The sequence below is a fragment of the Pseudomonas sp. P39-UII1 genome (assembly GCF_039672635.1).
Lineage (GTDB): Bacteria > Pseudomonadota > Gammaproteobacteria > Pseudomonadales > Pseudomonadaceae > Aquipseudomonas.
Genome location: NZ_JBDFPP010000003.1, coordinates 265,250 through 288,691 on the forward strand (window position 1 = coordinate 265,250; position 23,442 = coordinate 288,691).

Consider the following 23,442-nt stretch of genomic DNA (forward strand, 5'->3'; position numbering starts at 1 on the left):
AACACCATCGCGAGCCTCCTGACTGCGCTCGTGCTTCACTGGATCACTCCCCCTCTTACTGACCCGTCGATTCGACTAATCACTGTGTCAAGCTGCGCATCCCAAAGCGCTGCGTAGCTGAGTGATCTGTAAGCGTCCGGTCAAGTCACCTTCCGAACTCCAGCATTAAGGGAGATGGTGTCTGTGTATCTTCAAGCGGGCGCGATCACCTTTGTCGTCAGGATTTTCATGCGTCAACGAAGCTATCGGCTCCCGGCGTCACCGAAATAATCATCCTTTGCGACCAGACCAAGATCATCGATGAAATCCTGGCCATCCTCGCTGAACAGATTTTGAGTCCGCCGCTCCTGCTTGAGGTAAGCCAATGTTTGGAAGAAGCAATCCTCACACAGGTGCAGTTCATAGCGCTCCCCATCATGGGCAGTACCATAGCCCCAGTGTGCTTGTAGGGCGCCGAACTGATTCCCGCCAGTATCCAAGCGGGTGGAGCAACGGCATACATCGCACACGACGTCTATAACGGTCTCGACTTCGACTCTTCCGGTTATTTTCATCGCTGACTCCTACAAGCGCCTCTGACTTTCGCGTTCAGCATGCTACCTCCAGGACGGAGCGTAGGCTTGCCATTGTAGTCTCCATTGTGTGAATCCATAGCCGTTCTTTACCGGTCATGATCATGGAATGTAGTGGTCACTTCCATGCCAATGGCTACTCAGATCAAAGTGATCTGGCCTTTAGGGCCCGCGCAGGTCGGTCAGGCATGCTTTGGGCGGGCTTCAAACCAGTGGGTGACCACCAAAAGGGTCAGTTAGGCCTACTGCTGCCTATCCTCGCTCGTTACCATCCAGAGACCCTCTATTGATACGGTTTCAGCAAAGATGGATGTCTATAAGCTCCGCATCGAAGACACAGAAAGCAAGATCATCGACAAGGAAGGTTTCGAGGCCGAGACCTTCCGCAGAGATCCGTGGTACCAGCCTGGGAGTGCGGGCAAGCTAGCTCAGTTTGCTGTATGCCCGGCATGCGACAACCCTGTCCAGCTGGTTGGGCTGTATGAGCTACCGCCTAACGTGAAGAACCCATTCGGGAAACATGCTACTAAGAGCATTAGCGGCATCGCTCCATTTGATAGTGAGGCCCGTAACGATTGCCCGTACTTCCAGCCTCGCCAGCACAAGAAAACAGAACGAAAAACCAGGTTTGACGGCGTCCCGCGGAAGATTCTCAAGCTATTGATCGAACAGTTCGATCGCGTGGTTTACATCCTGGAGAAAGAGACCCAACTGGTCCTTTCCGAGAACGCGTTGAGAGGCATGCTGCAGCGTTACAAGGGAGAGCGTGGCTACCTCTATACCGGCGCGACGCTTCGCAATGTGCCATGGATCTTTGCTTACATGTCGGACGCCACCCGCCTGTTTGGCCAGAAGGTCAGTGGAAATGCTGAGCTGGTGAAAGCTATTGCCGCTGAGGTGCCGGGGGCGGAAATCAGCAGCGCTGGTCGGCTGGAATCGAAGAAGGTGCCTGGTTCGAAGGCGGCATATTTTGATCTCAAAATGAGTTTCATCCGCCATCGAATCGTCAAAGACAGTGAAGTGTCCGGCTTGGTCGAAAGCATGGAGTTTGTGGTGTCACAGCCTCGCAGAGGTGAGCTTGAGCACATTCACAAGGAAGTCATCAAATTCGATTCGGCTTGGTTCGAATCCCTTATCCGGATGCCGGTTGATCATCCTTATCGCAGAATGGATAGAGTGAAGATGGCCCGGGAGGAACTGGGCGATCTGCTGGAGCTGACTCAAGCCTGAGGAGGCCTGCTGTAAACCACTTTTTTCACTGTAAACCACAGTGGTTTACAGTGAAAAAAAGTGGTTTACAACGTAGCTACGACACGCGCCCTGGCCACTCCCCAGGCCAGCGCGCTCCTCATTGATTCGTTCTGCCGGGTGTCGAACACCTGTGCTGCTCGGGGCCTTGCAACGCCGCGGTGTCCTATAATTCATCTTGAGCTGAATGGAGCAAAATGTTGTGAAGCGCACATTCATTGGAATGGTCGAGGCTGGTGAGCCACTGATGAGACAAGCGCTTGAAGCTATCCGACAGGCCCACGAAGCGGAGGATGCTGGATTGCCAGACCTTGAAGTACAGCGTCTTCACCTATTGGCAGATTCGCTGTACCAGGCTGTCATTGATCGCAGAATCACAATTTCGGGCTGTCAGCGAGTATCAGCTCAACGCTCTGGGATATCAGTCTCGTCGTCCGCACTGAAGGGATAACCGATCCGGAGGTAGCTTCAGAATCCATCAAGCCAAGCGGAAGACTCACGACGCGGTCCGATTGATCAGCGAGACGGTCGGGAGGGTTTGCACACAGCCCAAAAAAAGCAGCTCCCGAGAGCTGCTTTTTTCTTACTCCCCCTTTTTGTGCTTGTGGGGTTTCAGGTCCGGATGGTCCTTCTGCTTTTCAGGGGTGACTCGCTGCCTTTTGTCCGGAGTGCCATCTTCATTGGTGCGCTTTGGGCCTGGTTTGATGCTCATGCAAAACTTCCTTTTCCGCTTGGGTTGTTGAATGCAGCTATGTAAATAGTCCAGCTTCTCTCAGCTGTCAAAGCAGGCTGGTGCAGAACCGCCTGGCCGATGATCCGGTCCACAACGAACATTCAGAGGCCAGAATAAGAGCCTCCGGCCAAGGGCTTGCAAGGGGCTGTGAAATCCAGCGCTGAGCGATACGAAGACGTCTGAACGTTCATCATGCCGAGCACGGTGTGAAACAGGTAAGAGTTCAGCAGATCGAGCGCCTACTGAGCGCCGGAGGCGGAATAGTCACAGCCTGGTGGTTGAACGCGGTACAGCTGGTGTACGCAGAGCTGGACTCATTGTTTTTTGAATGGCGCATTGCAGCACATAGAAATATAAAATCCCGGAAGAAAATACGATTGCGGACAGGGAAACCATTTCTGAATCTAAGACCCCAGAAATCATATACTGCTTAATCGTGACAGATCCCAGGATGATTCCAGTGCAGTACATGACCCCTGTGAACTGGTTTCCCAAAAAACTTAGGATACCGCTGAAAGCATTATTCGCACTCAGTAGAACTGCTTTCAGAATTGTCCACCCAAGAAGTGGCAGAAAAGCCTTAATCATGAAGGCGAATAACATCGATGATGCGAATAGTTTTATCGGCGTTTCTGCCCACGGCTTGATGGTACCGTCTATTTCAACCCCGGTATACAAGATCACATTAAGAACAAGTGCCATGACGGTGCATATGCCGAGGCGTATCATTTCCCGCTTTAGTGGGGCCATCATTATAACGGCGTGAATCTTGCGTCCGATGAATCGGTTTAGTCCTTGGGTCGACATTTCTCTTCCTATGTTTTCGGGGATGACACTGTTGTAACGTTGTAAGAAGGTCACCCTTTTACCCGAAGAGAGGTGACGCTTCAACGGTTGTGGATTGCGCAGGGGGTCATGTCCTTCCCTTACTGGTAGCTTGCTGAGTAATCCTCATCTACCTGCGTGGCAAAGATGCGTCCACCCCGTCGCCGTCAGAGCTCGGGAGGACTGGCTGCTGTCAGTAACTCATCAAGTGACGGAACCTTAGCGTTAGCACTCAGGACGAGTGTCCTGGATCGGAGTATGGATACATCATAGAAAGATTCGCACTCGACTCTTCCATTCACTTCTCTCCAGTGGGTGACTTCTGGTATCAGCTCGTTAGGCACCGGATGTAATGCCATAGGGTTATGGAAGACCTCCACTTCAGCAGACCACGGCTCGTAGCCATACTGCGGCCAGAGCTGACCGTAATCGCTGGACGCTACATCCAACAAAAATGGGATACCTTGTGATGCACCTGGAGAACGGTCGAAAAACTCACCAAACCGCAAGTATCGGTACCCGTCTAGATGAGCTCCACCTGAAATCGGCACTCGGCTGAGCTTTGGGACTGTGCAGGCATTGGTGAAAATGACCGCTGAAAGATGGGCATTTTCCCTTAGCGTAAATAGGCCGTTGGGGCGCCCTGATAGCAGAGATGTCTCTTCCTCCACAGTTATCAGCTGCATTCCACGATGCGCAGATGAGTGAACTGAAAAGCCATAGAGATAGCTGATGAGTGACTCCCTGCTCCACAGCATTGAACTGGGCGCATGGAAATCGGCTAAGGCCAGAATGAGCGGCTTACCCTCCACGTGCGGTAGGGATTCGTAACGCTTGTCCAATTTGTTTTGGATGGTCCTCGCAAACCTTTCTGCAGCCGCTCCAAAGAAGCGCTCATGTCGGTCAGCGGGTGGGAGGACCGGCGAGGCGCCAAAATGCTCATACCGCTCTTCCGGGTTGGCTGTCACTGCTTCAACCCAGGCCTCACCTCCCAGCCTATTCTCGATATGAAAATCGGGTGATTCTTTAGGCTGGGTGACCAAGAGTCCCTGCTCACGAAAAATCGCTAATAGGTGGGCCTCCCAAAGGCGGGTGTGAAAATTCTCAGTCTGGCAATCGGGAACCCAATTTCTGTCTGGGGATGGCAGTGCGAGATACAGTTGATTGAGCGCCCACGCCCCAATACGGCGGCTTGGATCAAATAGTGATTTGAACACCACGCTTGGTGTGCGCTTACCCATTCTGCTTAGAGGAGCACGTCGTCGTTCGCCTGAGGGGAGTGGAAGCGGATGGGCTTGGGTATTGAGAAAATGGCTGATTGAGGCGCGGGCTTCGGACTCGCGAGCGGTGCACTCACCATGGCTGAGGAGCACCCACACGCTATCGACACGACGCCGTAAGGTGACTACTCCGAAGCTGCCGGACTGGATATTTCGGGTTAGAGCGGCACAAGAAAGTCCGTCCTCACTAAGCCATGCCCCTACTGGCGGGCTGTCCCCAAACCCCAACCCTCGTGGAAGCGACAAAGCGATTAGATCGAACATCGGCGCAGCAATTTCTTTCATTCACTGATCTCGGCAGCCGTGAAATGCATTCCTTCATTGCCTCGGAGCGTGCCCGCCGGCGATGGCATCGGTGGAGGTACCTATTGAAGGAGGGGGCTTTGCTCCACCAGGACGTCTCGGTTGGTGAAGATGGTCTCAATGGTTGCAGCCTCGGCAGCCACATGAGTCTTGCGCGTAATCTCTTCGAGGGCCAGTTCGAGCCGGTAGTCTTGGAAATACTCGTACAGCTTTTCAGAGCTCTCGGATATCTCCTCCCCACCATTCTTTGCGAACAAGATGTGGATGATCGCTGCGAGTGGGAGGGAGATGTCGAGATCCTTCTCTTCTGCATCCGACTCCGAGTTCAAACCGTCGAAATACCTCTCCAGATGATTCTGGAGCTCCTCAAGCCAGAACTGAGATAGGTTGCTAGGTAGGGAGCTTTCAGGCCCGGCCAAAAGGACTTCATCTCTGAATCGAACGAGCAGATTGGGGTTTGCCATGGAGGACCTCACGATTAGATTTGAGAGCAACTGGTCAGCATAGTCCACCTCAAAATGACCAGCTCCTTGACGCCTATCCTGGTGCTCCTGATCCTCAGACGAGGTCTGAATGGGGGCGATCCCTCAAACTCAAATCAGGACACCGCTCATAGGAATGGAGTCGTCTCCCTTGACTCTAACTGCTACCATGGTGGCATAACGTAATCCTGCTTTGGCGAGCAGGATGCGAGTCATTGAGTCCCTCCTATCCTGAGCACCGCGTCGTCGCCATAGCCACGGATTGGGCATTTTTTGCAGAGATCAGGTAACAGAAATGGCCAGCGCCGAACAGCTCAAAGCGCTCGTGAAATCTCACATCGAACGGGATGACAGTCAGTTCTATTCCGTAGCGATGCAGGTTGCCGCGCGCGAAGCTAAATCGGGCCATGGCAAGCTGGCGACCGATCTGCGCGACATGATTGATGCTGCCAAAAGCAGTGTGAGTCTGGAAGGTCGACGCAATAGCCCTACTCCCCTTGCCAAGCCTCGCGGCGAAATGGCGGGCTTGCTGAGCGTTACCTATCCTAAAGATCGCTTCGTAGAGATGGTTCTCGACGAAACGGCATCTGCTCAGTTGCAACGAGTCTTGAAAGAACAACGAATGTTTTCTCGTCTACGAGAGCATGGGCTTTCTCCTCGCAGGAAGGTGCTGTTGGTAGGCCCCCCAGGGACGGGTAAATCCATGACTGCCTCCGCTCTAGCTGGTGAGCTCGGAGTGCCACTTTTCCTTGTCCGCTTGGACACGCTTATTACCAAGTTTATGGGTGAAACTGCGGCGAAGCTTAGGCAGGTTTTTGATGCCATAGCTGAAGTCCGTGGTGTCTATTTTTTTGATGAGTTCGACGCAATTGGTTCCCAGCGTGGAATGCCAAACGATGTTGGCGAGATCCGACGGGTCCTAAACAGCTTTTTGATGATGATCGAAGAAGACCAATCAAATAGCCTAATCATTGCCGCGACTAATCACCCCGAGATCCTTGACTACGCCTTATTTCGTCGTTTCGATGACGTCATCGAGTATCACTTACCTACTGCTGAACAAGCATCGAGTCTTATTCGTTCGCGGCTTGGCCATTTCGCACCTAAGCCCTTTTCAGCTAAAGCCATTGGGGAAAAGGCTGCTGGCTTGAGCTATGCCGAAATCCGGCGGGCGGTGGATGACGCTATTAAAGATGCCGTTATGCATGATGAAGAACGCGTCAAAGGACAGACGCTGGGCAAGGCATTGATGGACCGCCAACTGCTCAGCCAGAAATTGGCAAAACAACGTAGCAGCGAGCCATGCCGGACAAAAGAAACGCAAAGCGTGAACACTTAATACTGCCAAAAAATTCTAAGCCGAGAGATTTCACGGCACATGCCTCTAAGGGTGGCGTAAAGCCGCAGATCCCAGATTTGCCAAGGCAGCAGCATGGTGCGTCACTTCAGCATCAACTGCACGCATTGAAGCCAATGGCCGAAGCAGCTAAGAACTTTCAACAGGGGATAGATGTTGAAAGCGGCTTGGGCTTGCAAATCCAGTTCATCGGTCAACCCGATGTGGAAATGGCTTTCCAAAGCCTTGGTGATGAGCGCAAGAAAATCGAACTCCTCAGCGTACGCCAAGAGGGACACCAGACCATTGCCAACGTCTTCGTCCCCGATGGCAAGCTCGACCACTTTGAGAGGATCGTTACGGAGTACCTTCAGGAGAAGAAGGACAAGAACGGTAATCCCCGAGACCACCGTAACCTAGTCAACACGATCGAATCGATTCGCAACGCCGAGTTGGAAGCGTTATGGACAGACGATCCAGATTTGCTGCCGGACGACAAATCAAAAGAGTTTTGGTGGGAGGTGTGGCTTCCGGTACGAGGTGCGCGCCAGGCCGTTATTAACGATTTCACTAAGATCGTCGAAGGTAGTGGATGCGTAGTCAGCGAAGCACGAGCTGATTTTCCCGAACGAACTGTGGTGCTGATGAAAGGTTCACAGCGCCAATTTTCGCAATCGGTGATGGGGCTCAACTGCGTCGCTGAGCTTCGTCGAGCCAAAGAAACCGCAGATAGCTTCGATGACTTGGCCAATGAAGAGCAAATCGAATGGCTGGATGAACTGGTTGCGAGAACTGATTTCCCAGCAGTCAATCGTCGCGCTCCTAGAATTTGTTTGCTGGACTCTGGGGTCAATCGCGCTCACCCCTTGCTCAGTCCACTGATCGAGGAAGAGGATACTCACACCGTTAACCCTCAGTGGGGTAAGCACGATGAGGAGAACCACGGCACCGGCATGGCAGCCCTCGCAGCCTATGGCGATCTTACCGACTGCCTGTCATCACTTGAACGTGTGAGCATTCATCATCGGCTTGAGTCGGTGAAGCTTCTTCCAAGCCATGGGGCGAACGAGGGGAACGCACTGCTTCATGCATCGCTTTTTGCTGAAGGGGTGGCGCGACCAGAAATTAGCCACGCGGATCGATCCAGGGTCTTTAATTCAGCAGTTAGCGCCGAGGACTATCGTGACCGCGGTCGCCCATCCTCCTGGTCTTCAAAGCTGGACAGCCTAGCTGCGGATGCCGATAACGAAGGTGAGTTCCCCAGGCTGTTCATCCAATCGGCCGGGAACATTCGCGACATCAACGCCTGGATGCTTTATCCCGCGAGCTTGAGCACCAACCTGATCCATGATCCGGGGCAGGCTTGGAACGCTCTGACAGTGGGTGCCTGTACCCGCAAAATGGACACGAGACCCACGGCCTATGAACCAATAGCGCAAGAAGGTGGGCTCAGCCCCTTCACTACAACCTCTGCTACGTGGGAAAGTGCCTGGCCATTGAAACCGGACGTGGTTTTTGAGGGGGGCAATGCTGCCAAGGACCGATATGGCGCAGCGGGGATGGCGAGCCTTAATTTGCTCACCGCCAAGAATGAGTTCGAGGCAAGACGATTCTGCACCTTTAACGCTACGAGCGCAGCGTCGGCATTGTGCTCACGTATGGCGGCCCAAATTCTGGTTCAGTACCCAGCCTTGCGTCCAGAGACAGTCCGCGCCCTGATTGTTCACTCAGCGGAATGGTCGGAAGCTATGCGTGACGCTTATCTTCCTGCTCGCCCAGTGAAATCGGACTACGTAAACCTTATTCGACATGCCGGCTGGGGAGAACCGAGTCTTGAGCGTGCTCTTTGGAGTGCGAGCAACTCTCTGACCTTGGTGGTGGAAGACCAGCTCTTTCCTTATAAAAAAGGGAAGGGGAAGATCGATACGAAGGAGATGAACCTCCACAACATCCCTTGGCCAAAGGACGAGCTTGAAGCTCTGCAAGGCGCAGAGGTGGAGATGAAGGTCACCCTTTCCTATTTTGTTGAGCCGAATCCCTCTGCTCGCGGCTCCGCGTCCAAGTATCACTACCCATCACACCGCCTACGATTCGATGTTAAGCGGCCTTTGGAAGGGCCTGATGATTTTGTGGGACGCGTAAATGCGGCTGCTGAGCAAGTGAATGAAGGGATGGCGCCCAAGGATCCCGACTGGCTCCTCGGGGGGCAATACAGGCACAAAGGGTCCATTCACCAAGACATTTGGAAAGGCACTGCTGCTGATCTCGCAAGCCGTGGCTTGCTGGCTGTGTTTCCTGGAATGGGCTGGTGGAGAACCCGACCCAATCTCAACCGGTACGCGCTCCCCGCTCGTTACAGCCTGATCATCTCTATCAAAACCCCAGAGACGGACATCGATCTGTATACCGCTGTCGAAAACAAGCTGGCTATCTTGGTTTAAATATCGTTCAAATGGCTCACCGGCCGCTCTGGGTTGATCGCGGTCAGTCGAAACCGGCTGCTTTCGACCCATTGCAGGCGAGAATCACCGCTTCTGCGGTAGATTAGCTAGTCGACAAGCTCAATGTAACTAGACTCGCCCCCACCCGTCGCACCGGATAACCATCCCCAAACAAAATGAAGCGTCGTGCGCCCAAGATCGTCTTGGCCAATCTCACCGCGCGACCAGCCAGCAAGGATCTCATCCTCAGTGGTAAGGCAGTGATAAAGAAGCTCGATGGTGTTGCTGCCGGTCACCCGCCCCACTTGACTGCCCATGCGGATCCGGCCGCCGTGGTATGTGCCGGTGATGGCTCCACCGTCGACGAGATAGTGAAATATCGTTCCACTACCAGATAGCCCTTGGGAGTTGTTGGCTACCGTGAATCGACGGTTGTTCAACCGCTCGTGAATTTCGGAACTAGTCATAAGCCACATGCCCTCACTTGGAAATCCATTTCAGAAGCGCAAAGCATATACCTAGATGGCTGGGGCTTCTCTCTGAATGTCCGCAATGGGTCGATTGCAATCATCGCGAGTGACCGCTTTCGACCCGAAGCTGCCCTTCACGAAGGGCAGAAATCGGCCAAAAGCAGCCTTTCGGGGGGGGGGGAGAAAGTTCAGGTCGATTCACATTGCTTAGGATTGAAGAAAGATTTTGACTTTGAGCCGCAATATGATTCAACACCATCAAATGTCCCCCGGCGCCACTAGATGTGCTAAAAATCACCAATTGTCAGGCGTTCTTACTTAGACTAATATCTGACGCAGCTCGCGGGCTTGGTGATTTTCGCTCTGAACGGTGTACATAAGCCCGCAGTGCCGCGACTAGAGAAAAAACAATCAAATAGGAAGAATCATGACCACACCTCAATTGGGAAGACCTTTCAATTTTCCGGATCCACGAAATGTTACTGTTGGAAATCCAACTTTTTTAGCTTCGAAAGAGCTTGTCGTAGCTATCTACAATCAGTCCAATCCGACAACTAAAGTATCAAACTATTGTCAGCGTGCTAAGGAGTGGTTCATTGCTGAAGCATTTGCATTTGGCTGGTCTGACGCTTTAGAAACAGGAAATGGATTAGGTATTTTGCTGCACTTGCAATTGAGCATTCCACAGACACAACAAGGCTTGCTCCCAAAAAGCATCTAATCTGTAAAAAGCCACCTAAATCAGGTGGCCTTTTACCTAAAGTCACCACAACATCCAATACATCTATTGAGAGACCGGCTGGCGCTGCTATTATTTTTTGGATTGCTTCAAATCAAGCTTTTCAAGCGATTGAATGATTAGTTCAACAGAAAAACCTCGAATTCCTCTGTCGAGTGATGTCGGGCTTGCTCAGTCATTCGACACAGGAGACGAGACAAAAGTCCGCGAACCTCAATCATATGTTCGACTAGCACTTCGTCCGTAGTTACCCCACCATGTGCCGCTTTCGAGCGGTAATCGTATAGCTTTTTGATGCGCTGCCCCCCTCTCACTGCTTGTTGGAACTCGCCAAGCTCGGCTTTACAAGACCTCCCGCTCGATGGCTACGGCTTTTTTTCGCTATTCCTTGCTGTGATTTTGACACGCTCTCACTCTCGCCTTGCATGGCCGCAGCGCTTTTGGGCACATTGCTTTTCTCGATGTGTTGGAGCGATGTAGGGAGCTGCAATCGTCAGGTAATGTGTCACAGGATGTACTATCTCGGCTTGAGCGTTACCATCTAGTGTTCGCCTACATGCTTCCATTCGTATCAGGAGCAATTGGCACAAACGTTATTTCCGGTGCGCTACTGAAACACCATACTTATGAGCGACCATTTCGTACACTCCAGTTTCTCCAAGATCTTGCGCAAGTTTTTTTGATGCCAATCGGTCTAGTCATCGGTATTGTTGTCAGCATCTTCTGGCTCGTACTTTTGCCGATAGCTCCCGCTCGCCGCCTGCTTCGCTCCATGCTTCCAAAAACGTGGCGCTGCATATTTCTGAGAATTTTCAAACTCAGCATCATTACCCGAAATAATATTCGCTCGGTGCGCGGTAGCCTAAAGCCAGCTCCACCCCCTGACAACTTGTTCAAATCGTTCGTTTCGCTCAATCGGGACCGGCTAAAGCCGCCCCCTTAGCCTAATCATTAGTGACAGCTTTTGGCAGGGTTCGGCCGTGCGTGGGGTACCGCTTTGGGTCGAAAGCGGTCATTCACGACCGACCGCTTTTGACCTCAAAGCCCGGCTGTTGTGAGGAATCTGAGCCTTTCATCGCATGGGATTGAACGAGCTTGCCTCCTCGGGTAACGTCGTATCGGAGGACTGCAATCGCGCATTCGTCGTGACTGGGTACCAGCAAAGGCCCCCCGGCATTTTTGGCAGCAGAGAAAGCTGGTTTCTCTGAAGTAGTGACGACAGGTCTAGCCTGTCGGATTCTGAACCCAAGGTCATTAGACTGGGAGCTAAAGGATCGCTGCGACTACTCCTCAGACATATTGAAAAGGCACCCGTGGGGTGCCTTTTTTTGCGGTGCGCCAGGCATGGCGCGTTGCGCGTAAGCGCAACCCGCTTGGCTGTGGTGGCCAAGCAGGTGACTTGGAGGTGAAAGCCCTCTACACACCCGGCAAGGGGAAGTATTAGCCAGAGGCAAGGGTCTCGCGGGCGACTGCGAATCTGAAGGAAGCCCGAGGCAAAATGCTGGCCTGACGAACAGGAAGCGGATACGAGGCGGTGCAGCGGGGTAAGAAGGCCACAATCTTCAAAGCCCAATATTTGCACTGAACGCTGTGACGTAGATCCGACAGGCATAAGCAGGAAGGTCGCGCGAATTACCCTGGGAGATCTGCACGTTTGCCACTGTGCTACCGAGCGTCGAGAGGCGTCGGGATGAGCGTGTAGAAGTCAGCCGAAGCCGTAGTAAGTGGCGGTTAACCGCGCCACCAAGGGCCGAACAGGTTATGCCTGTTGGCGGCGATGCCGAATTGATCCACGTGCCGACGCAAGACTGATCCACCTCCACTCGGGAAAAATCCAGCACAGGCAATAGTTCTCAAGAAATTAGATTGGGTCAGCGACATCTCGGCCAGTGGGTCAATTCGGCATCAGCGCCAACAGTCTAGGAAACCCGGGATGATTCAGACGCTATTTTCAAAATCGTATGAATCACGTGGCCCTGAAGTGCTTCATAAAATCAAACATCTGTGTAATCCTTGCTCTAATTTATGCCTGCGGATTGCTTCTATGTTAGTATTTTGCCCCTCCTGTAACGCTGAAGTTAATGGCGATCAAGATCAGATAAACCGCTGTTCTACCTGTGAAGAGCACTTTGTGCCGGTCAAAGCGTTTTGTATGGTTAGTGGGGAGGAGCTTACAGCGTTAGTGGACGATGTGTTGTATCGCTCCAGCGCAACCAAAGCAGATGGCGCAGCTACGCTGTACAGCTCCCCGACCGACTACAAGTGCGAATGTACGTTGAAAACAGGGGTAAGAAGCTTTCGCGATGAAGGCATACAGCCGTTCTGCGGTTATTACGTCGTGAAACTCCAGTACTTCAAACAACAACGGATCTATCATGGAACCAATTCGGACTATCTAGATAGCATCGCGCGCACAGGACTGCGTGTGCCTGATGGCGTACTTATCAAAAAAAGGCAAGGGTTTGAAAGTGAAGGACTGCTCCGATATGCGGGAATTGACAAATCACCAGCAGAGCACCACGGGGACAGCATTGTGGAGCTTGATTTTAGTGGTTGGGTTGCGGTCTTGGACGTCTCGTTTAGCGGGGACAATCTCAACCGTTATCTGAAGAAACTTCCCGGTGACGTGTGCGGTATCGAGTTCTGGGAGCACGGCCGTGCGCTCGCGCTAGCCCCTCATGCCGTAATGCAAGTGGTGAATCCAAAACAGTACATGGATGCCCCGAAGCCAGGTTGGCGTGAGCAGCTCTGTCAATCTCTACGAGCTTGCGCGTTTTGGAGGTAAAAGACTTAGCTGCGGTGTTCATTCAAGCTTTCCCGCTCGATCCAGGGCAGGCTTACCGTGCCCCTCTACGACCTCGGCCCAGCGCTTGGCTGCGCTTCGTGTGCGCCTGATGCGTTTCCGTTAACCGTTCGCTGACCATGAAGTGGTGGTTCCACGGCACCCGGTGTCAGGATTGATGACGAATCGCGAACGATCCTGAGAGAGTTGGCTGCGTGCCTCCTGAGTAGTTTACAGGCCTGTTGGCCGTGCTGTTCACGGAAAATCGTATTTGTATGCGTCCCCCCTGATGACGCTCTAGTGCACAGCATTGATCACCAGGTCCGATAAGACGCTAGGGATGGTGCGGATTGCGCCGACAAGTTCTGGGGTATTTGACACAGTCTGGGCCGATTACACCCATTTGCGCATGCTCCCGATTGGCTAGGAGCTGAACTCGGTGGATCCCCAGTCAAGAAAAGCTAGGACGACTAAACCTGATCCGAGAGATCATCTATTTTGTGAGTCCGATAGGCTTTTCTCATCTTTTCTGTGACTCCCCTGCTCCGCACTCACATAAAAGGTGACTTTTTCGCAGTGTTTGCTGGGCCTCCCGTATCATCTATTTTGTGAACCTACATTCGGTAGATTGACCGCCAATAAAAAGCCCGCGCAAGCGGGCTTTTTATTGGCTGCTGATTCCAAGTCTTCAATAGCCGGTGAGAATGTTCGCGATTACCCCAGATGCAATCGCCACCAATACGTAGTCACCGTTAACGTACAACCAGCGGTGGTCGCGCGGCGGTGGCGACAGGTGGCGGGCGCGCCAGTCAGTTACCCAGTAGCGGTCATCACGGTAGTGCGGGTCCACAACATGGCCGCGTTGCCATTGCTGGTGAGGTATCGGCATACCGGGTTGCGGGCGATAGTTGGGGTTGCGGTAGCCCTGAGCGTGGCCGTTGCCGGGTTTGCCTTGTGGCTGCGGATGACCCTGCTGCTGCCCTTTATGTGGGCGACCCTGATCCTGGTGCGATGGGCCGCCATCGTGCCCCTGAGGTGGGCCAGGTTGAGCGAAGCTGGCCAGTGGTGCGCTGAGCATCAGCGTGGCGCAGAGCACGGAGAGGGTTTTTTTCATCGAATGTCGATCCTTGCAAGTTCACGCCCGGCGGTTTGATCGGGACGCCTGGTACGGTTGATACGTCAGACCATGATTCGATCAGAGTAATCCGTGCCCAGAGGTAAAGGTCCGGTAAAGAACTACGGTGCGCTCAGCCCCAAGGCTTTCAAGCGCCGATACAGGGTGCGTTCACTCATGCCCAGGTGGCGCGCCAATTCACTGCGTGGCCCTTGGAACTGCGCCAGCGCATGGGCCAGATCACTCAGGTTGTTCCCCCTGCTCAACCCGGCTGGCTGAGGGTTGATATCCTCCGGCAGGTGCTCAGGCCGGATCAGCCCGTCATCGGCGAACAATCGTGCCCGCTCCAGGATGTTGCGCAGTTCGCGAATATTGCCGGGGAACGGATGCAGTGCCAGTTGCTGCAGTGCCTCAGCCGTCAGGCTTGCGCTGGGTTTGCCAGCCATACGTTGCAACAGGCTCTGCGCGAGCAGTGGCAGGTCCTCAACCCGCTCACGCAACGCGGGCAAGCGGATCGGAAAACCGCTGATGCGGTAATACAGGTCTTCACGGAAAGTACCTGCTGCCACCATCTGCTTGAGCGGTTTATGAGTGGCTGACACCAGGCGGAAATCCGCATGCACGGTCCGTGTGCTGCCAACCGGGCGGAAACTGCCGGACTCGATCAGACGCAGCAATTTGACCTGCATCGCCAGGGGCACTTCGCCGATCTCGTCGAGGAATAGCGTACCGCCATGGGCAGCTTCGGCAAGGCCGACCTTGCGTTGGTGGGCACCGGTAAAGGCGCCCTTCTCATAGCCGAACAATTCACTCTCGAACAGCGACTCTGTCAGGCCGGTACAGTCCACCACTACCAGGGGGCCATTTGCCCGTGGGCTGCCCATATGGATCGCCCGGGCGAACAGCTCTTTGCCGGTGCCTGATTCGCCTTGGAGCAATACCGGGATCTGCGCGGGTGCTGCCCGTTGCAAGCTGGCCAGCGCAGCCTTGAACGCCGGCGCACGGCCGACCAGGCCCTGTTGCTGAGGCTGTGCCGAGGCCAGCGTGATTGTGGTCAGGCGCTCGACAAAGGCCACCACCCTACCCTGCTCATCCAGGATCGGCCGCAGTTCCACATCCACATGTTCGGGCCCGCGCGGGGTGTGGTGAATGTGCAGTACGCGCTCCGGCAGCTTACTGTCCCAGGCCTTGCGCATCGGGCAATGCTCGCCAGCCTGATCGCAAGGCACGGCGTAGTGATGGGAAACCCGGTGGCATTTCTCACCCAGCGGCGCCTGGTCGTCACGGCCGAATTGCCGGCGATGGGCAGCATTGGCGGCGAGGATGTTGTAGTCGGTGTCCAGTACGATGGTAGGCAGCGCATCGTGTTCGAGGTAGGAAACCAGAGCTAGGATGAGTGAATGGGAATCAGACATGACGGCACCGGATGGATAACCCGGCGCAGGGTAACAAGGACTGCCAAACACTGCCATTGGCTGACAGTCGACTGCCACTTCGGCTGACAGCCTGCCAGCCGCACGCCACTTAGGCCCGTTATTACTCGCCATGACGCTGGCAAATTCCTGGCATGCATCTTGATAAACCACCTGTCACCGCCTACGCCTGCACAAGGCGCGGTGGATTACTTGGAGAACGAGATGATCATCGGCAACAACTTGCACGTGGAAGCTTTCTACGACGAGGCGACCTCGACCATCAGCTACCTGGTGCTGGACCGTGAAACCAACCAGTGCGCGTTGATCGACAGCGTGCTGGATTACGACCCCAAGTCAGGCCGCACCTGCACTGCATCCGCCGATCGGCTTGTCGAGCGGGTACAGGCCTTGGGCGCCCAGGTACAGTGGGTGCTTGAAACCCATGTGCACGCCGACCACCTTTCGGCTGCGGCTTATCTCAAGGAAAAGCTCGGGGGCCACACCGCCATCGGTGCCGAAATAATCAGGGTACAGAAGACCTTCGGCGCCTTGTTCAACGCCGAGCCTGGCTTTGCCCGTGACGGCAGCCAGTTCGATGTGTTGCTGATGGATGAGGAAGGCTTTCGCATCGGCAACCTGCATGCACGTGCCCTGCATACCCCAGGGCATACGCCGGCCTGCATGAGTTACCTGGTAATGGATGCCGGGGAACAGGCGCTGTTCGTGGGCGACACCCTGTTCATGCCCGACTACGGCACCGCGCGCTGCGACTTCCCGGGTGCCGACGCGCGTACCTTGTACAAGTCGATCCGGCGCCTGCTGGCCTTCCCGGACCAGACCAAGCTGTTCATGTGCCACGACTACCTGCCAGGCGGGCGCGACATGCAGTACGTCACCACTGTGGCTGAGCAGCGCGCCAACAATATCCACATCCATCAGGGGATCGACGAGGACAGCTTCGTGACCATGCGTGAAGCCCGCGACAAGACCCTGGAGATGCCGGTACTGATTCTGCCGTCGGTACAGGTCAACATGCGCAGCGGTCATTTCCCTGAGCCTGAAGACAACGGGGTGAGCTACCTGAAGATTCCGCTGAACAAGCTCTGAATGCCCTGCCCATAACCAGATTTCCAGGATTTACCGCCATGCCTGCCTTGTTGTCCCCTGCCACTTCCGACCACCACAAGGTGGTGATCGTTGGTGCCGGCGCTGCCGGAATCGCCACGGCTTCCAGCCTCATCAACCGCGACCCCTCACTGGACATTGCAGTGATCGACCCCGCGGACGTGCATTACTACCAACCTGGCTGGACCATGGTCGGCGCTGGCGTGTTCAACGCGCCAAGCACTGCTCGTACCATGGCTTCGACCATTCCCCGGGGTGTGCACTGGGTCAAGGCGCACGTTCAAGGTTTCGACCCATTGCGCCAGTTGGTCCTGCTGGATGACGGCCGTTCCATCAGTTACGAACAATTAGTGGTTTGCCCTGGCCTTACGCTCGATTGGGCAGCCATCGACGGGCTCAGCGAAACCCTTGGCCGTAACGGCGTGACCTCCAATTACCGCTACGACCTGGCACCTTATACCTGGGAGCTGGTGCAAAACCTCAAGCAAGGCCGCGCCCTGTTCACCCAGCCGCCCATGCCGATCAAATGCGCGGGTGCGCCGCAGAAGGCGTTGTACCTGTCCTGCGACCATTGGTTGCGCCACGGTCAGCTGGGCGATGTAAAAGCCAGCTTCTTCAATGCCGGCACCGTGCTGTTCGGTGTGCCCGACTATGTGCCTGCGCTGATGGCCTACATCGACAAGTACGGCGTCGACCTCAACTACAGCCAGCGCCTTGTGGCGGTAGATGGCCCCAACAAACGCGCCACGTTCGTGCGTACCCTGGCCGATGGCAGCAGCGAAAGCCGCACCGAGGCCTTCGACATGTTGCACGTGGTACCGCCGCAGGTTGCCCCGGACTTCATCCGCCAGAGCCTGTTGGCCGATGCTGCCGGCTGGGTCGATGTGGACCCGCATACCCTGCGCCATCGTCAATTCGCCAATATCCATGCCTTGGGTGATGTGGCCAGCACCAGCAATGCCAAGACCGCCGCCGCCGCGCGCAAGCAAGCGCCGGTGGTGGCCAACAACGTGCTGGTGGCGCTGGGTCGGCTGCCTACGCTCGCCCAGTACGATGGCTATGGCTCCTGCCCGCTGACCGTCGAGCGCGGCAAGATCGTCCTCGCCGAATTCACCTACGGTGGCAAGGTCGCGCCGAGCTTCCCTCGCTGGTTGCTCGATGGCCGCAAGCCCACGCGCCTGGCTTGGCTGCTCAAGGCGCGGGTGCTGCCACCGCTGTACTGGCAAGGCATGCTCAAGGGGCGGGAGTGGATGGCCCGGCCCCAGCCGCTGGTAGCCGAGGCGGCGCAGTGATCGATCATCAATTGCTCGGTGCCATGTTGGGCGCGATCATCGGCGCGGTGCTGGCGCTGACCGGCGCAGGCGGTGGCATCCTGGCGGTGCCGCTGCTGGTGTTCGGCCTTGGCCTGTCGATGGTCGAGGCTGCGCCGATCGGCCTGCTTGCCGTAGGCCTTGCTGCTGCTGTCGGGGCGATACTTGGTTTGCGCCAAGGGCTGGTGCGATATCGCGCGGCTGTGTTTATCGCCCTGATCGGCATAGCAGCAGCGCCACTCGGCCTGATGCTCGCCCACCGCTTGCCTGATACACCGTTGGCGCTGGTGTTCGCCGGGGTGCTGGTCAATGCCTGCCTACGCATCTGGCGCAAGGCGGCCAGGGAGCTGCGTGGCGAAACCAACGACGCACACCGCTTTATCGAACCCTGCGTGCTCAACCCGTTGCAGGGCCGGCTGCGTTGGACGCTGCCCTGCGCCAGGGCACTGGCCATGACTGGCGCAGCTTCTGGGCTGTTGTCCGGCTTGCTGGGTGTGGGCGGCGGCTTCGTGATCATCCCAGCCCTGAACCGCTACACCAACCTGCGCATGAAAAGCATCGTCTCGACCTCGCTGGCGGTGATCGCACTGGTGTCCACCGGCAGCGTGGTCAGCGCCAGCGTGGCCGGTGTGATGCACTGGCGGGTCGGTGCACCGTTTGCCGTCGGCGCAGTGCTCGGTTTGCTGCTGGCGCGGCCATTGGCAAGCAAGCTGGCCGGGCCACGCCTGCAGCAGCTGTTCGCGGTGGTTGGCGTTGGCGCTGCGCTGCTGCTGGCCGGCAAGGCATTACTCGGCTAGCAGCTCGTCCTGCTCGGCCGCGCACAGCGCCAGCAGGTAGTCCCAGACCACCCGCAGGCGCACCGACTTGTGCAACTCGCGGCGGGTGCAGATCCAGTAGCTGCGCTGGATGGTTTCGCTGGGCAGCACGCGCACCAGGCTTGGGTCGTGGCGGGCCATGTAGTTGGGCAGCACGGCGATGCCCAACCCTGCGCGGGCAGCGGTTTGCTGGGCGATCACGCTGGTGCTGCGAAAGGCCACGCTGGGTGCCCGGCAGAAGCTGTTGAGGAACAGCAGTTCCTGGCTGAACAGCAGGTCGTCGACGTAACCAATCCAGCTATGCCGGGCGAGGTCTTCACGGTTGCGCAGGGGCGGCGCGCGGTCGAGATACGCCTGGCTGGCATACAACGCCAGGCGGTAGTCGGTGAGTTTGCGGGTGATCAGCAGGTCGGCGTTGGGCCGCTCGAGGTGAATGCTGATTTCCGCCTCGCGGTTGAGGATGCTGACAAACCGAGGCACTGCCACCAGTTCCACCTCAAGGCCCGGGTAACGCTCGAACAGCGGGTTCATGCGCGGGGTGAAGAACATGATGCCGATGCCTTCGGTCACCCCCAGGCGCACTTTGCCCAGCGGCGTGATGGCCTGGGTGATTTCTTCCTGCGCCAGCAGCGCGACGTTCTCCATGGCTTCGGCGTGCTTGAGCAATGCCTGGCCCGAAGGCGTCAGTTCGTAGCCTTGGGCGTGTTGCACGAACAGGGCAGTGCCCAGGCTCTTCTCGATGCTTTCGATGTGCCGGGCGACAGTGCTGTGGGTAGTGTTGAGGCGTTTGGCGGCGCTCAGCAAGCGGCCGCTGCGCTGCAACTCGAGGAAAAACCGCAGATCATTCCAGTCGAACATGCATCCTTTCCCTGTTTGTCGCTGTGCTAAAACGCACAACGGCTGCGCGAAATCACGTGTTCCCTCAGCGAAATTAATCAATAAGATGTGGGACGACAAGAATAAAAATCAGGCGCGAGGTTGCACATGCCATCAGCCGATTCTGTCTTCGATTACGTGGTCGTCGGTGCCGGGCCCGCCGGGTGCCTGCTGGCCAATCGTTTGTCTGCCGACCCTTCCTGCCGCGTGCTGCTGCTCGAAGCGGGCGGCCGCGATAACTATCCCTGGATTCATATCCCCGTCGGTTACCTCTACTGCATCGGCAACCCCCGCACCGACTGGTGCTTCAAGACGCAAGCGCAAGCCGGCCTGGGTGGCCGTAGCCTGGGTTATCCACGGGGCAAGGTGCTCGGTGGCTGTTCTTCGATCAACGGCATGATCTACATGCGTGGCCAAGCCGCCGATTACGACGCCTGGGCCGCCCAAGGCAACGACGGTTGGGCCTGGAATGACGTGCTGCCGCTGTTCAAGGCCAGCGAAAACCACTTTGCCGGCGCCAGCGAGCATCACGGTGGCGCTGGAGAATGGCGTGTAGAGCGCCAGCGTTACAGCTGGCCGATCCTCGATGCCTTCCGGGACGCTGCCGAGCAGAGCGGTATCGGCAAGGTCGACGATTTCAACACGGGTGACAACCTGGGCTGTGGATACTTTCAGGTGAACCAGCGCAGTGGTGTGCGCTGGAACGCATCCAAGGCTTTCCTGCGGCCTGTGCATAACCGCACCAACCTGACGGTGCTGACGGGTGTGCAGGTTGACCAGGTGTTGCTGAACAATACCCGCGCCCGCGCCGTGAAAGCGTTCTGGCAAGGCGCCTGGCATGAGTTCGCGGCGCGCCGCGAGATTATCCTTTGCGCTGGCGCCGTGGGCTCGCCCGGCATCCTGCAGCGCTCCGGTATCGGCCCGCGCCCACTGCTGGAAACCTTGGGCATAGGCGTACGCCACGATATGCCAGGTGTCGGCGGCAACCTGCAGGACCACCTGCAGTTGCGCCTGATCTACCAGATCCGCAACACCCGCACCCTCAACCAGATGGCCAACAGTATGTGGGGCAAGATGGGCATGGGCCTGCGCTACCTCTACGACCGTAGCGGTCCGCTGGCCATGGCGCCGAGCCAATTGGGCGCGTTTGTGCGCTCCAGCCCGGAGCAGGCCACCGCCAACTTGCAGTATCACGTGCAACCCTTGTCGCTGGAGCGCTTCGGTGAGCCGTTGCATCGCTTCCCGGCTTTCACGGCGTCGGTGTGTAACTTGCGCCCGGTGAGCCGAGGGCGTATCGACATCTGCAGCGCGGACATGAACAGCGCACCGTCGATCGACCCCAATTACCTGAGCGACCCGCAAGACCTGCGCGTTGCCGCCGACGCCATCCGCCTCACCCGGCGGATTGTCCAGGCCCCTGCCCTTGCGGCCTTCGACCCGCAGGAATACCTGCCCGGCGCTGCCCTGCAGAGCGAAGAGGACCTGTTCGAAGCCGCCGGCAAGATCGGCACGACCATTTTCCACCCAGTGGGTACCTGCCGTATGGGCAATGGCCCGCTCGACGTTGTGGATAACCAGCTGCGCGTGCACGGCATCCCTGGCTTGCGCGTGGCGGATGCTTCGATCATGCCGCAGATCACCTCCGGCAATACCTGTTCACCCACGCTGATGATCGCCGAGAAGGCGGCACAACTCATTCTCAAGGGAGCGGCTACTCAAACCTACCTCAACGAAGACGCGCTACCGACGCCCTGACCGGGTGCGTGCAGTACCGGCAGCTTGCGGTCGAAGGCTGCCGACAGTGGAACAACAAGAATAATCACTGTGGCCTGCGGGCCGAGGACAGCAACGATGTCGGATTACATCCAAGAGCAGGGTACGACGGCGGCCAGCCCTAGCCGCCGTGAAGAACGCAAGATCATTTTCGCGTCATCCCTCGGGACAGTTTTCGAGTGGTATGACTTTTTTCTCTATGGCGCGCTGGCCGCGGTCATCAGCAAGCAGTTCTTTGCTGGCGTGAACGACACCACCGCCTTCATCTTTGCCCTGATGGCCTTTGCCGCCGGCTTTCTGGTACGGCCCTTCGGCGCGCTGGTGTTCGGCCGCCTGGGTGACATGATCGGGCGCAAGTACACCTTCCTGGTGACCATCGTGCTGATGGGCCTTTCGACCTTTGCCGTGGGCCTGCTGCCGACCTACGCCAGCATCGGCATTGCTGCGCCGATCATCCTGGTGATCCTGCGCATGCTCCAGGGCCTGGCGCTGGGTGGTGAGTACGGTGGTGCGGCCACCTATGTGGCGGAACACGCGCCGCACGGCAAGCGCGGTTTCCACACGGGCTTCATCCAGTCCACCGCCACCCTCGGCCTGCTGTTGTCGTTGCTGGTGGTACTGGGCAGCCGCTATATCAGTGGCGACCAGTTCGAGACCTGGGGCTGGCGCCTGCCCTTCCTGCTGTCGATCGTGCTGCTGGCGATTTCGACGTGGATCCGCATGAGCATGCACGAGTCGCCGGCCTTCGTGAAAATGAAGGCCCAGGGCAAGATCAGCAAGTCGCCGATCCGTGAGTCGTTCACCTCGTGGCCCAACCTCAAGGTGGTGCTCACTGCGCTGTTCAGCATCAATGCCGGCCAGGCTGTGACCTTCTATACGGCGCAGTTCTACGTGCTGTTCTTCATGACCCAGATGCTCAAGATGGACCCGGCACAGGCCAATACCCTGCTGATCATCAGCGTGGTGATCGGTGCACCGTTCTTCGTGTTCTTCGGTTGGCTGTCCGATCGTGTCGGCCGTAAACCAATCCTGATGCTCGGCCTGTTGCTGGCCACCGTCCTGTACTTCCCGCTGTTCAAGGCCCTCAGCCACTACGCCAACCCGCAGATCGACATGGCCAGCCGCCAAGCGCCGATCGTGGTCACCGCTGACCCGCAAGGCTGCACCTTCCAGTTCGACCCGGTCGGCAAGGCGCGCTTCGACAGCCCTTGCGACAAGGTAAAGACCTTCCTGGTCAAGCAGGGCCTGCCGTACAGCTCGGTGAATGTGGCCGGCAGCCAGGTGGTGGTGAACATTGGCGACAAAAGCATCAATGGCTTTGACGAAACCGCCATGCGCACGGCAATCGAGCAGGCTGGCTACCCGGCGAAGGCGGACCCGGCGCAGGTCAATCAGGTGATGGTGGTGGTGCTGATCGTAGCGATGATCCTGATCGCGACCATGACCTATGGGCCACTGGCAGCCGTCATGGTCGAGCTGTTCCCCACCCGTATCCGCTACACCTCGATGTCCCTGCCTTACCACATCGGCAATGGCTGGTTCGGCGGCTTCTTGCCCACGGTGTCGTTTGCACTGGTGGTGTACACCGGGGATATCTTCTACGGGCTGTGGTACCCGGTGCTGGTGACGGGGATCAGCCTGGTGGTGGGCATCTTCTGCCTGAAAGAAACCAAGGATGTGGATATCGACAAGGTCTGACTGAAGCCATAAAAAAACCGGCTGTAAAAGCCGGTTTTCTTATGCCTCGAAAAAACTTATGCACGTTTTTCAGAAAAATGTCATACGCAGAAATAAACAGCTAAT

General features: G+C 56.5%; 20 protein-coding genes. 11 read left to right on the top strand and 9 right to left on the bottom strand.

Annotation, left to right across the window (positions count from 1 at the left end; translation table 11 throughout):
* Positions 1 to 242: 242 nt before the first annotated feature.
* Positions 243 to 554, bottom strand: coding sequence for a hypothetical protein (locus ABEH27_RS06405; RefSeq protein ID WP_346612740.1), 312 nt, complete (start codon positions 552 to 554; stop codon positions 243 to 245).
* A 324-nt stretch (positions 555 to 878) separates the two neighbouring features.
* Between ABEH27_RS06405 and ABEH27_RS06410 the strand changes: the two genes are divergently transcribed.
* Both ABEH27_RS06410 and ABEH27_RS06415 read left to right on the top strand, forming a co-directional pair.
* Positions 879 to 1,802, top strand: coding sequence for a hypothetical protein (locus tag ABEH27_RS06410; RefSeq protein ID WP_346612741.1), 924 nt, complete (start codon positions 879 to 881; stop codon positions 1,800 to 1,802).
* A gap of 205 nt (positions 1,803 to 2,007) precedes the next feature.
* Complete coding sequence (locus ABEH27_RS06415; RefSeq protein WP_346612742.1) at positions 2,008 to 2,271, top strand: hypothetical protein; 264 nt, start codon at positions 2,008 to 2,010, stop codon at positions 2,269 to 2,271.
* 132 nt (positions 2,272 to 2,403) lie between these two features.
* Here the strand turns inward: ABEH27_RS06415 and ABEH27_RS06420 are convergent, their stop codons facing one another.
* The 4 genes from ABEH27_RS06420 to ABEH27_RS06435 all read right to left on the bottom strand — a co-directional run bounded on the left by ABEH27_RS06420 (position 2,404) and on the right by ABEH27_RS06435 (position 5,425).
* Positions 2,404 to 2,532 carry a hypothetical protein gene (locus ABEH27_RS06420; RefSeq protein ID WP_003253468.1) on the bottom strand — a complete coding sequence of 43 codons (129 nt, stop codon included), beginning with the start codon at positions 2,530 to 2,532 and terminating at the stop codon, positions 2,404 to 2,406.
* A gap of 285 nt (positions 2,533 to 2,817) precedes the next feature.
* A complete protein-coding gene (locus ABEH27_RS06425) occupies positions 2,818 to 3,360 on the bottom strand; it encodes a hypothetical protein (RefSeq protein ID WP_049696546.1) in 543 nt (180 codons plus the stop codon).
* 185 nt (positions 3,361 to 3,545) lie between these two features.
* Positions 3,546 to 4,943 carry a hypothetical protein gene (locus ABEH27_RS06430; protein WP_346612743.1) on the bottom strand — a complete coding sequence of 466 codons (1,398 nt, stop codon included), beginning with the start codon at positions 4,941 to 4,943 and terminating at the stop codon, positions 3,546 to 3,548.
* A gap of 80 nt (positions 4,944 to 5,023) precedes the next feature.
* Entirely contained in the window at positions 5,024 to 5,425 is a 402-nt protein-coding gene (locus ABEH27_RS06435; protein WP_346612744.1) for a hypothetical protein, read from the bottom strand.
* A 313-nt stretch (positions 5,426 to 5,738) separates the two neighbouring features.
* Between ABEH27_RS06435 and ABEH27_RS06440 the strand changes: the two genes are divergently transcribed.
* Positions 5,739 to 6,782 carry an ATP-binding protein gene (locus ABEH27_RS06440; protein ID WP_346612745.1) on the top strand — a complete coding sequence of 348 codons (1,044 nt, stop codon included), beginning with the start codon at positions 5,739 to 5,741 and terminating at the stop codon, positions 6,780 to 6,782.
* Positions 6,783 to 6,916: 134 nt separating this feature from the next.
* Complete coding sequence (locus ABEH27_RS06445; protein ID WP_346612746.1) at positions 6,917 to 9,220, top strand: S8 family peptidase; 2,304 nt, start codon at positions 6,917 to 6,919, stop codon at positions 9,218 to 9,220.
* Positions 9,221 to 9,327: 107 nt separating this feature from the next.
* Here ABEH27_RS06445 and ABEH27_RS06450 read toward each other — a convergent pair whose 3' ends face one another.
* Positions 9,328 to 9,687 (bottom strand): hypothetical protein, encoded by a 360-nt coding sequence (locus tag ABEH27_RS06450; RefSeq protein WP_346612747.1) that lies wholly within the window; start codon positions 9,685 to 9,687, stop codon positions 9,328 to 9,330.
* Positions 9,688 to 10,117: 430 nt separating this feature from the next.
* On the opposite strand from ABEH27_RS06450, the gene ABEH27_RS06455 reads away from it, so the two are divergent.
* On the top strand, positions 10,118 to 10,411 hold the full coding sequence (locus tag ABEH27_RS06455) for a hypothetical protein (protein ID WP_326431792.1): 294 nt from the start codon (positions 10,118 to 10,120) through the stop codon (positions 10,409 to 10,411).
* Positions 10,412 to 12,362: 1,951 nt separating this feature from the next.
* Positions 12,363 to 13,214, top strand: a complete 852-nt coding sequence (locus ABEH27_RS06460; protein WP_346612748.1) for a hypothetical protein — start codon at positions 12,363 to 12,365, stop codon at positions 13,212 to 13,214.
* 685 nt (positions 13,215 to 13,899) lie between these two features.
* Here ABEH27_RS06460 and ABEH27_RS06465 read toward each other — a convergent pair.
* Together ABEH27_RS06465 and ABEH27_RS06470 are read right to left on the bottom strand one after the other, a co-directional pair.
* Positions 13,900 to 14,325, bottom strand: a complete 426-nt coding sequence (locus tag ABEH27_RS06465; protein WP_346612749.1) for an RcnB family protein — start codon at positions 14,323 to 14,325, stop codon at positions 13,900 to 13,902.
* 122 nt (positions 14,326 to 14,447) lie between these two features.
* Positions 14,448 to 15,740 (bottom strand): sigma 54-interacting transcriptional regulator, encoded by a 1,293-nt coding sequence (locus tag ABEH27_RS06470; RefSeq protein WP_346612750.1) that lies wholly within the window; start codon positions 15,738 to 15,740, stop codon positions 14,448 to 14,450.
* A 222-nt stretch (positions 15,741 to 15,962) separates the two neighbouring features.
* On the opposite strand from ABEH27_RS06470, the gene ABEH27_RS06475 reads away from it, so the two are divergent.
* Genes ABEH27_RS06475 through ABEH27_RS06485 form a run of 3 tightly spaced genes read left to right on the top strand, consistent with a single transcriptional unit; the run spans position 15,963 to position 18,972 of the window.
* A complete protein-coding gene (locus ABEH27_RS06475; protein ID WP_346612751.1) occupies positions 15,963 to 16,847 on the top strand; it encodes an MBL fold metallo-hydrolase in 885 nt (294 codons plus the stop codon).
* Between the two features lie 38 nt (positions 16,848 to 16,885).
* Positions 16,886 to 18,157: an FAD/NAD(P)-binding oxidoreductase gene (locus ABEH27_RS06480; protein WP_346612752.1), complete on the top strand. Its 1,272-nt coding sequence runs from the start codon at positions 16,886 to 16,888 to the stop codon at positions 18,155 to 18,157.
* Positions 18,154 to 18,972, top strand: a complete 819-nt coding sequence (locus tag ABEH27_RS06485; protein WP_346612753.1) for a sulfite exporter TauE/SafE family protein — start codon at positions 18,154 to 18,156, stop codon at positions 18,970 to 18,972. Before ABEH27_RS06480 ends, ABEH27_RS06485 begins: the two co-directional genes overlap by 4 nt.
* Here the strand turns inward: ABEH27_RS06485 and ABEH27_RS06490 are convergent.
* The gene (locus ABEH27_RS06490; RefSeq protein ID WP_346612754.1) at positions 18,961 to 19,848 is read right to left on the bottom strand and encodes a LysR family transcriptional regulator; all 888 of its coding nucleotides are present in this window, start codon (positions 19,846 to 19,848) and stop codon (positions 18,961 to 18,963) included. The genes ABEH27_RS06485 and ABEH27_RS06490 overlap by 12 nt on opposite strands.
* Before the next feature lie 126 nt (positions 19,849 to 19,974).
* Between ABEH27_RS06490 and ABEH27_RS06495 the strand changes: the two genes are divergently transcribed.
* A complete protein-coding gene (locus ABEH27_RS06495) occupies positions 19,975 to 21,621 on the top strand; it encodes a GMC family oxidoreductase N-terminal domain-containing protein (protein WP_346612755.1) in 1,647 nt (548 codons plus the stop codon).
* Between the two features lie 96 nt (positions 21,622 to 21,717).
* A complete protein-coding gene (locus tag ABEH27_RS06500) occupies positions 21,718 to 23,337 on the top strand; it encodes an MFS transporter (protein WP_346612756.1) in 1,620 nt (539 codons plus the stop codon).
* Positions 23,338 to 23,442 lie beyond the last annotated feature (105 nt).

What these genes read in the sequence shown, in the direction of transcription:
- ABEH27_RS06465 (WP_346612749.1), bottom strand. Translation starts at nt 14,325, where the DNA reads ATGAAAAAAACCCTCTCCGTGCTCTGCGCCACGCTGATGCTCAGCGCA.
- ABEH27_RS06455 (WP_326431792.1), top strand. Translation starts at nt 10,118, where the DNA reads ATGACCACACCTCAATTGGGAAGACCTTTCAATTTTCCGGATCCACGA.
- ABEH27_RS06470 (WP_346612750.1), bottom strand. Translation starts at nt 15,740, where the DNA reads ATGTCTGATTCCCATTCACTCATCCTAGCTCTGGTTTCCTACCTCGAA.
- ABEH27_RS06460 (WP_346612748.1), top strand. Translation starts at nt 12,363, where the DNA reads ATGATTCAGACGCTATTTTCAAAATCGTATGAATCACGTGGCCCTGAA.
- ABEH27_RS06430 (WP_346612743.1), bottom strand. Translation starts at nt 4,943, where the DNA reads ATGAAAGAAATTGCTGCGCCGATGTTCGATCTAATCGCTTTGTCGCTT.
- ABEH27_RS06410 (WP_346612741.1), top strand. Translation starts at nt 879, where the DNA reads ATGGATGTCTATAAGCTCCGCATCGAAGACACAGAAAGCAAGATCATC.
- ABEH27_RS06405 (WP_346612740.1), bottom strand. Translation starts at nt 554, where the DNA reads ATGAAAATAACCGGAAGAGTCGAAGTCGAGACCGTTATAGACGTCGTG.
- ABEH27_RS06500 (WP_346612756.1), top strand. Translation starts at nt 21,718, where the DNA reads ATGTCGGATTACATCCAAGAGCAGGGTACGACGGCGGCCAGCCCTAGC.
- ABEH27_RS06420 (WP_003253468.1), bottom strand. Translation starts at nt 2,532, where the DNA reads ATGAGCATCAAACCAGGCCCAAAGCGCACCAATGAAGATGGCACTCCG.
- ABEH27_RS06415 (WP_346612742.1), top strand. Translation starts at nt 2,008, where the DNA reads ATGGAGCAAAATGTTGTGAAGCGCACATTCATTGGAATGGTCGAGGCT.
- ABEH27_RS06450 (WP_346612747.1), bottom strand. Translation starts at nt 9,687, where the DNA reads ATGACTAGTTCCGAAATTCACGAGCGGTTGAACAACCGTCGATTCACG.
- ABEH27_RS06425 (WP_049696546.1), bottom strand. Translation starts at nt 3,360, where the DNA reads ATGTCGACCCAAGGACTAAACCGATTCATCGGACGCAAGATTCACGCC.
- ABEH27_RS06480 (WP_346612752.1), top strand. Translation starts at nt 16,886, where the DNA reads ATGCCTGCCTTGTTGTCCCCTGCCACTTCCGACCACCACAAGGTGGTG.
- ABEH27_RS06495 (WP_346612755.1), top strand. Translation starts at nt 19,975, where the DNA reads ATGCCATCAGCCGATTCTGTCTTCGATTACGTGGTCGTCGGTGCCGGG.
- ABEH27_RS06445 (WP_346612746.1), top strand. Translation starts at nt 6,917, where the DNA reads ATGGCCGAAGCAGCTAAGAACTTTCAACAGGGGATAGATGTTGAAAGC.
- ABEH27_RS06435 (WP_346612744.1), bottom strand. Translation starts at nt 5,425, where the DNA reads ATGGCAAACCCCAATCTGCTCGTTCGATTCAGAGATGAAGTCCTTTTG.
- ABEH27_RS06490 (WP_346612754.1), bottom strand. Translation starts at nt 19,848, where the DNA reads ATGTTCGACTGGAATGATCTGCGGTTTTTCCTCGAGTTGCAGCGCAGC.
- ABEH27_RS06440 (WP_346612745.1), top strand. Translation starts at nt 5,739, where the DNA reads ATGGCCAGCGCCGAACAGCTCAAAGCGCTCGTGAAATCTCACATCGAA.
- ABEH27_RS06475 (WP_346612751.1), top strand. Translation starts at nt 15,963, where the DNA reads ATGATCATCGGCAACAACTTGCACGTGGAAGCTTTCTACGACGAGGCG.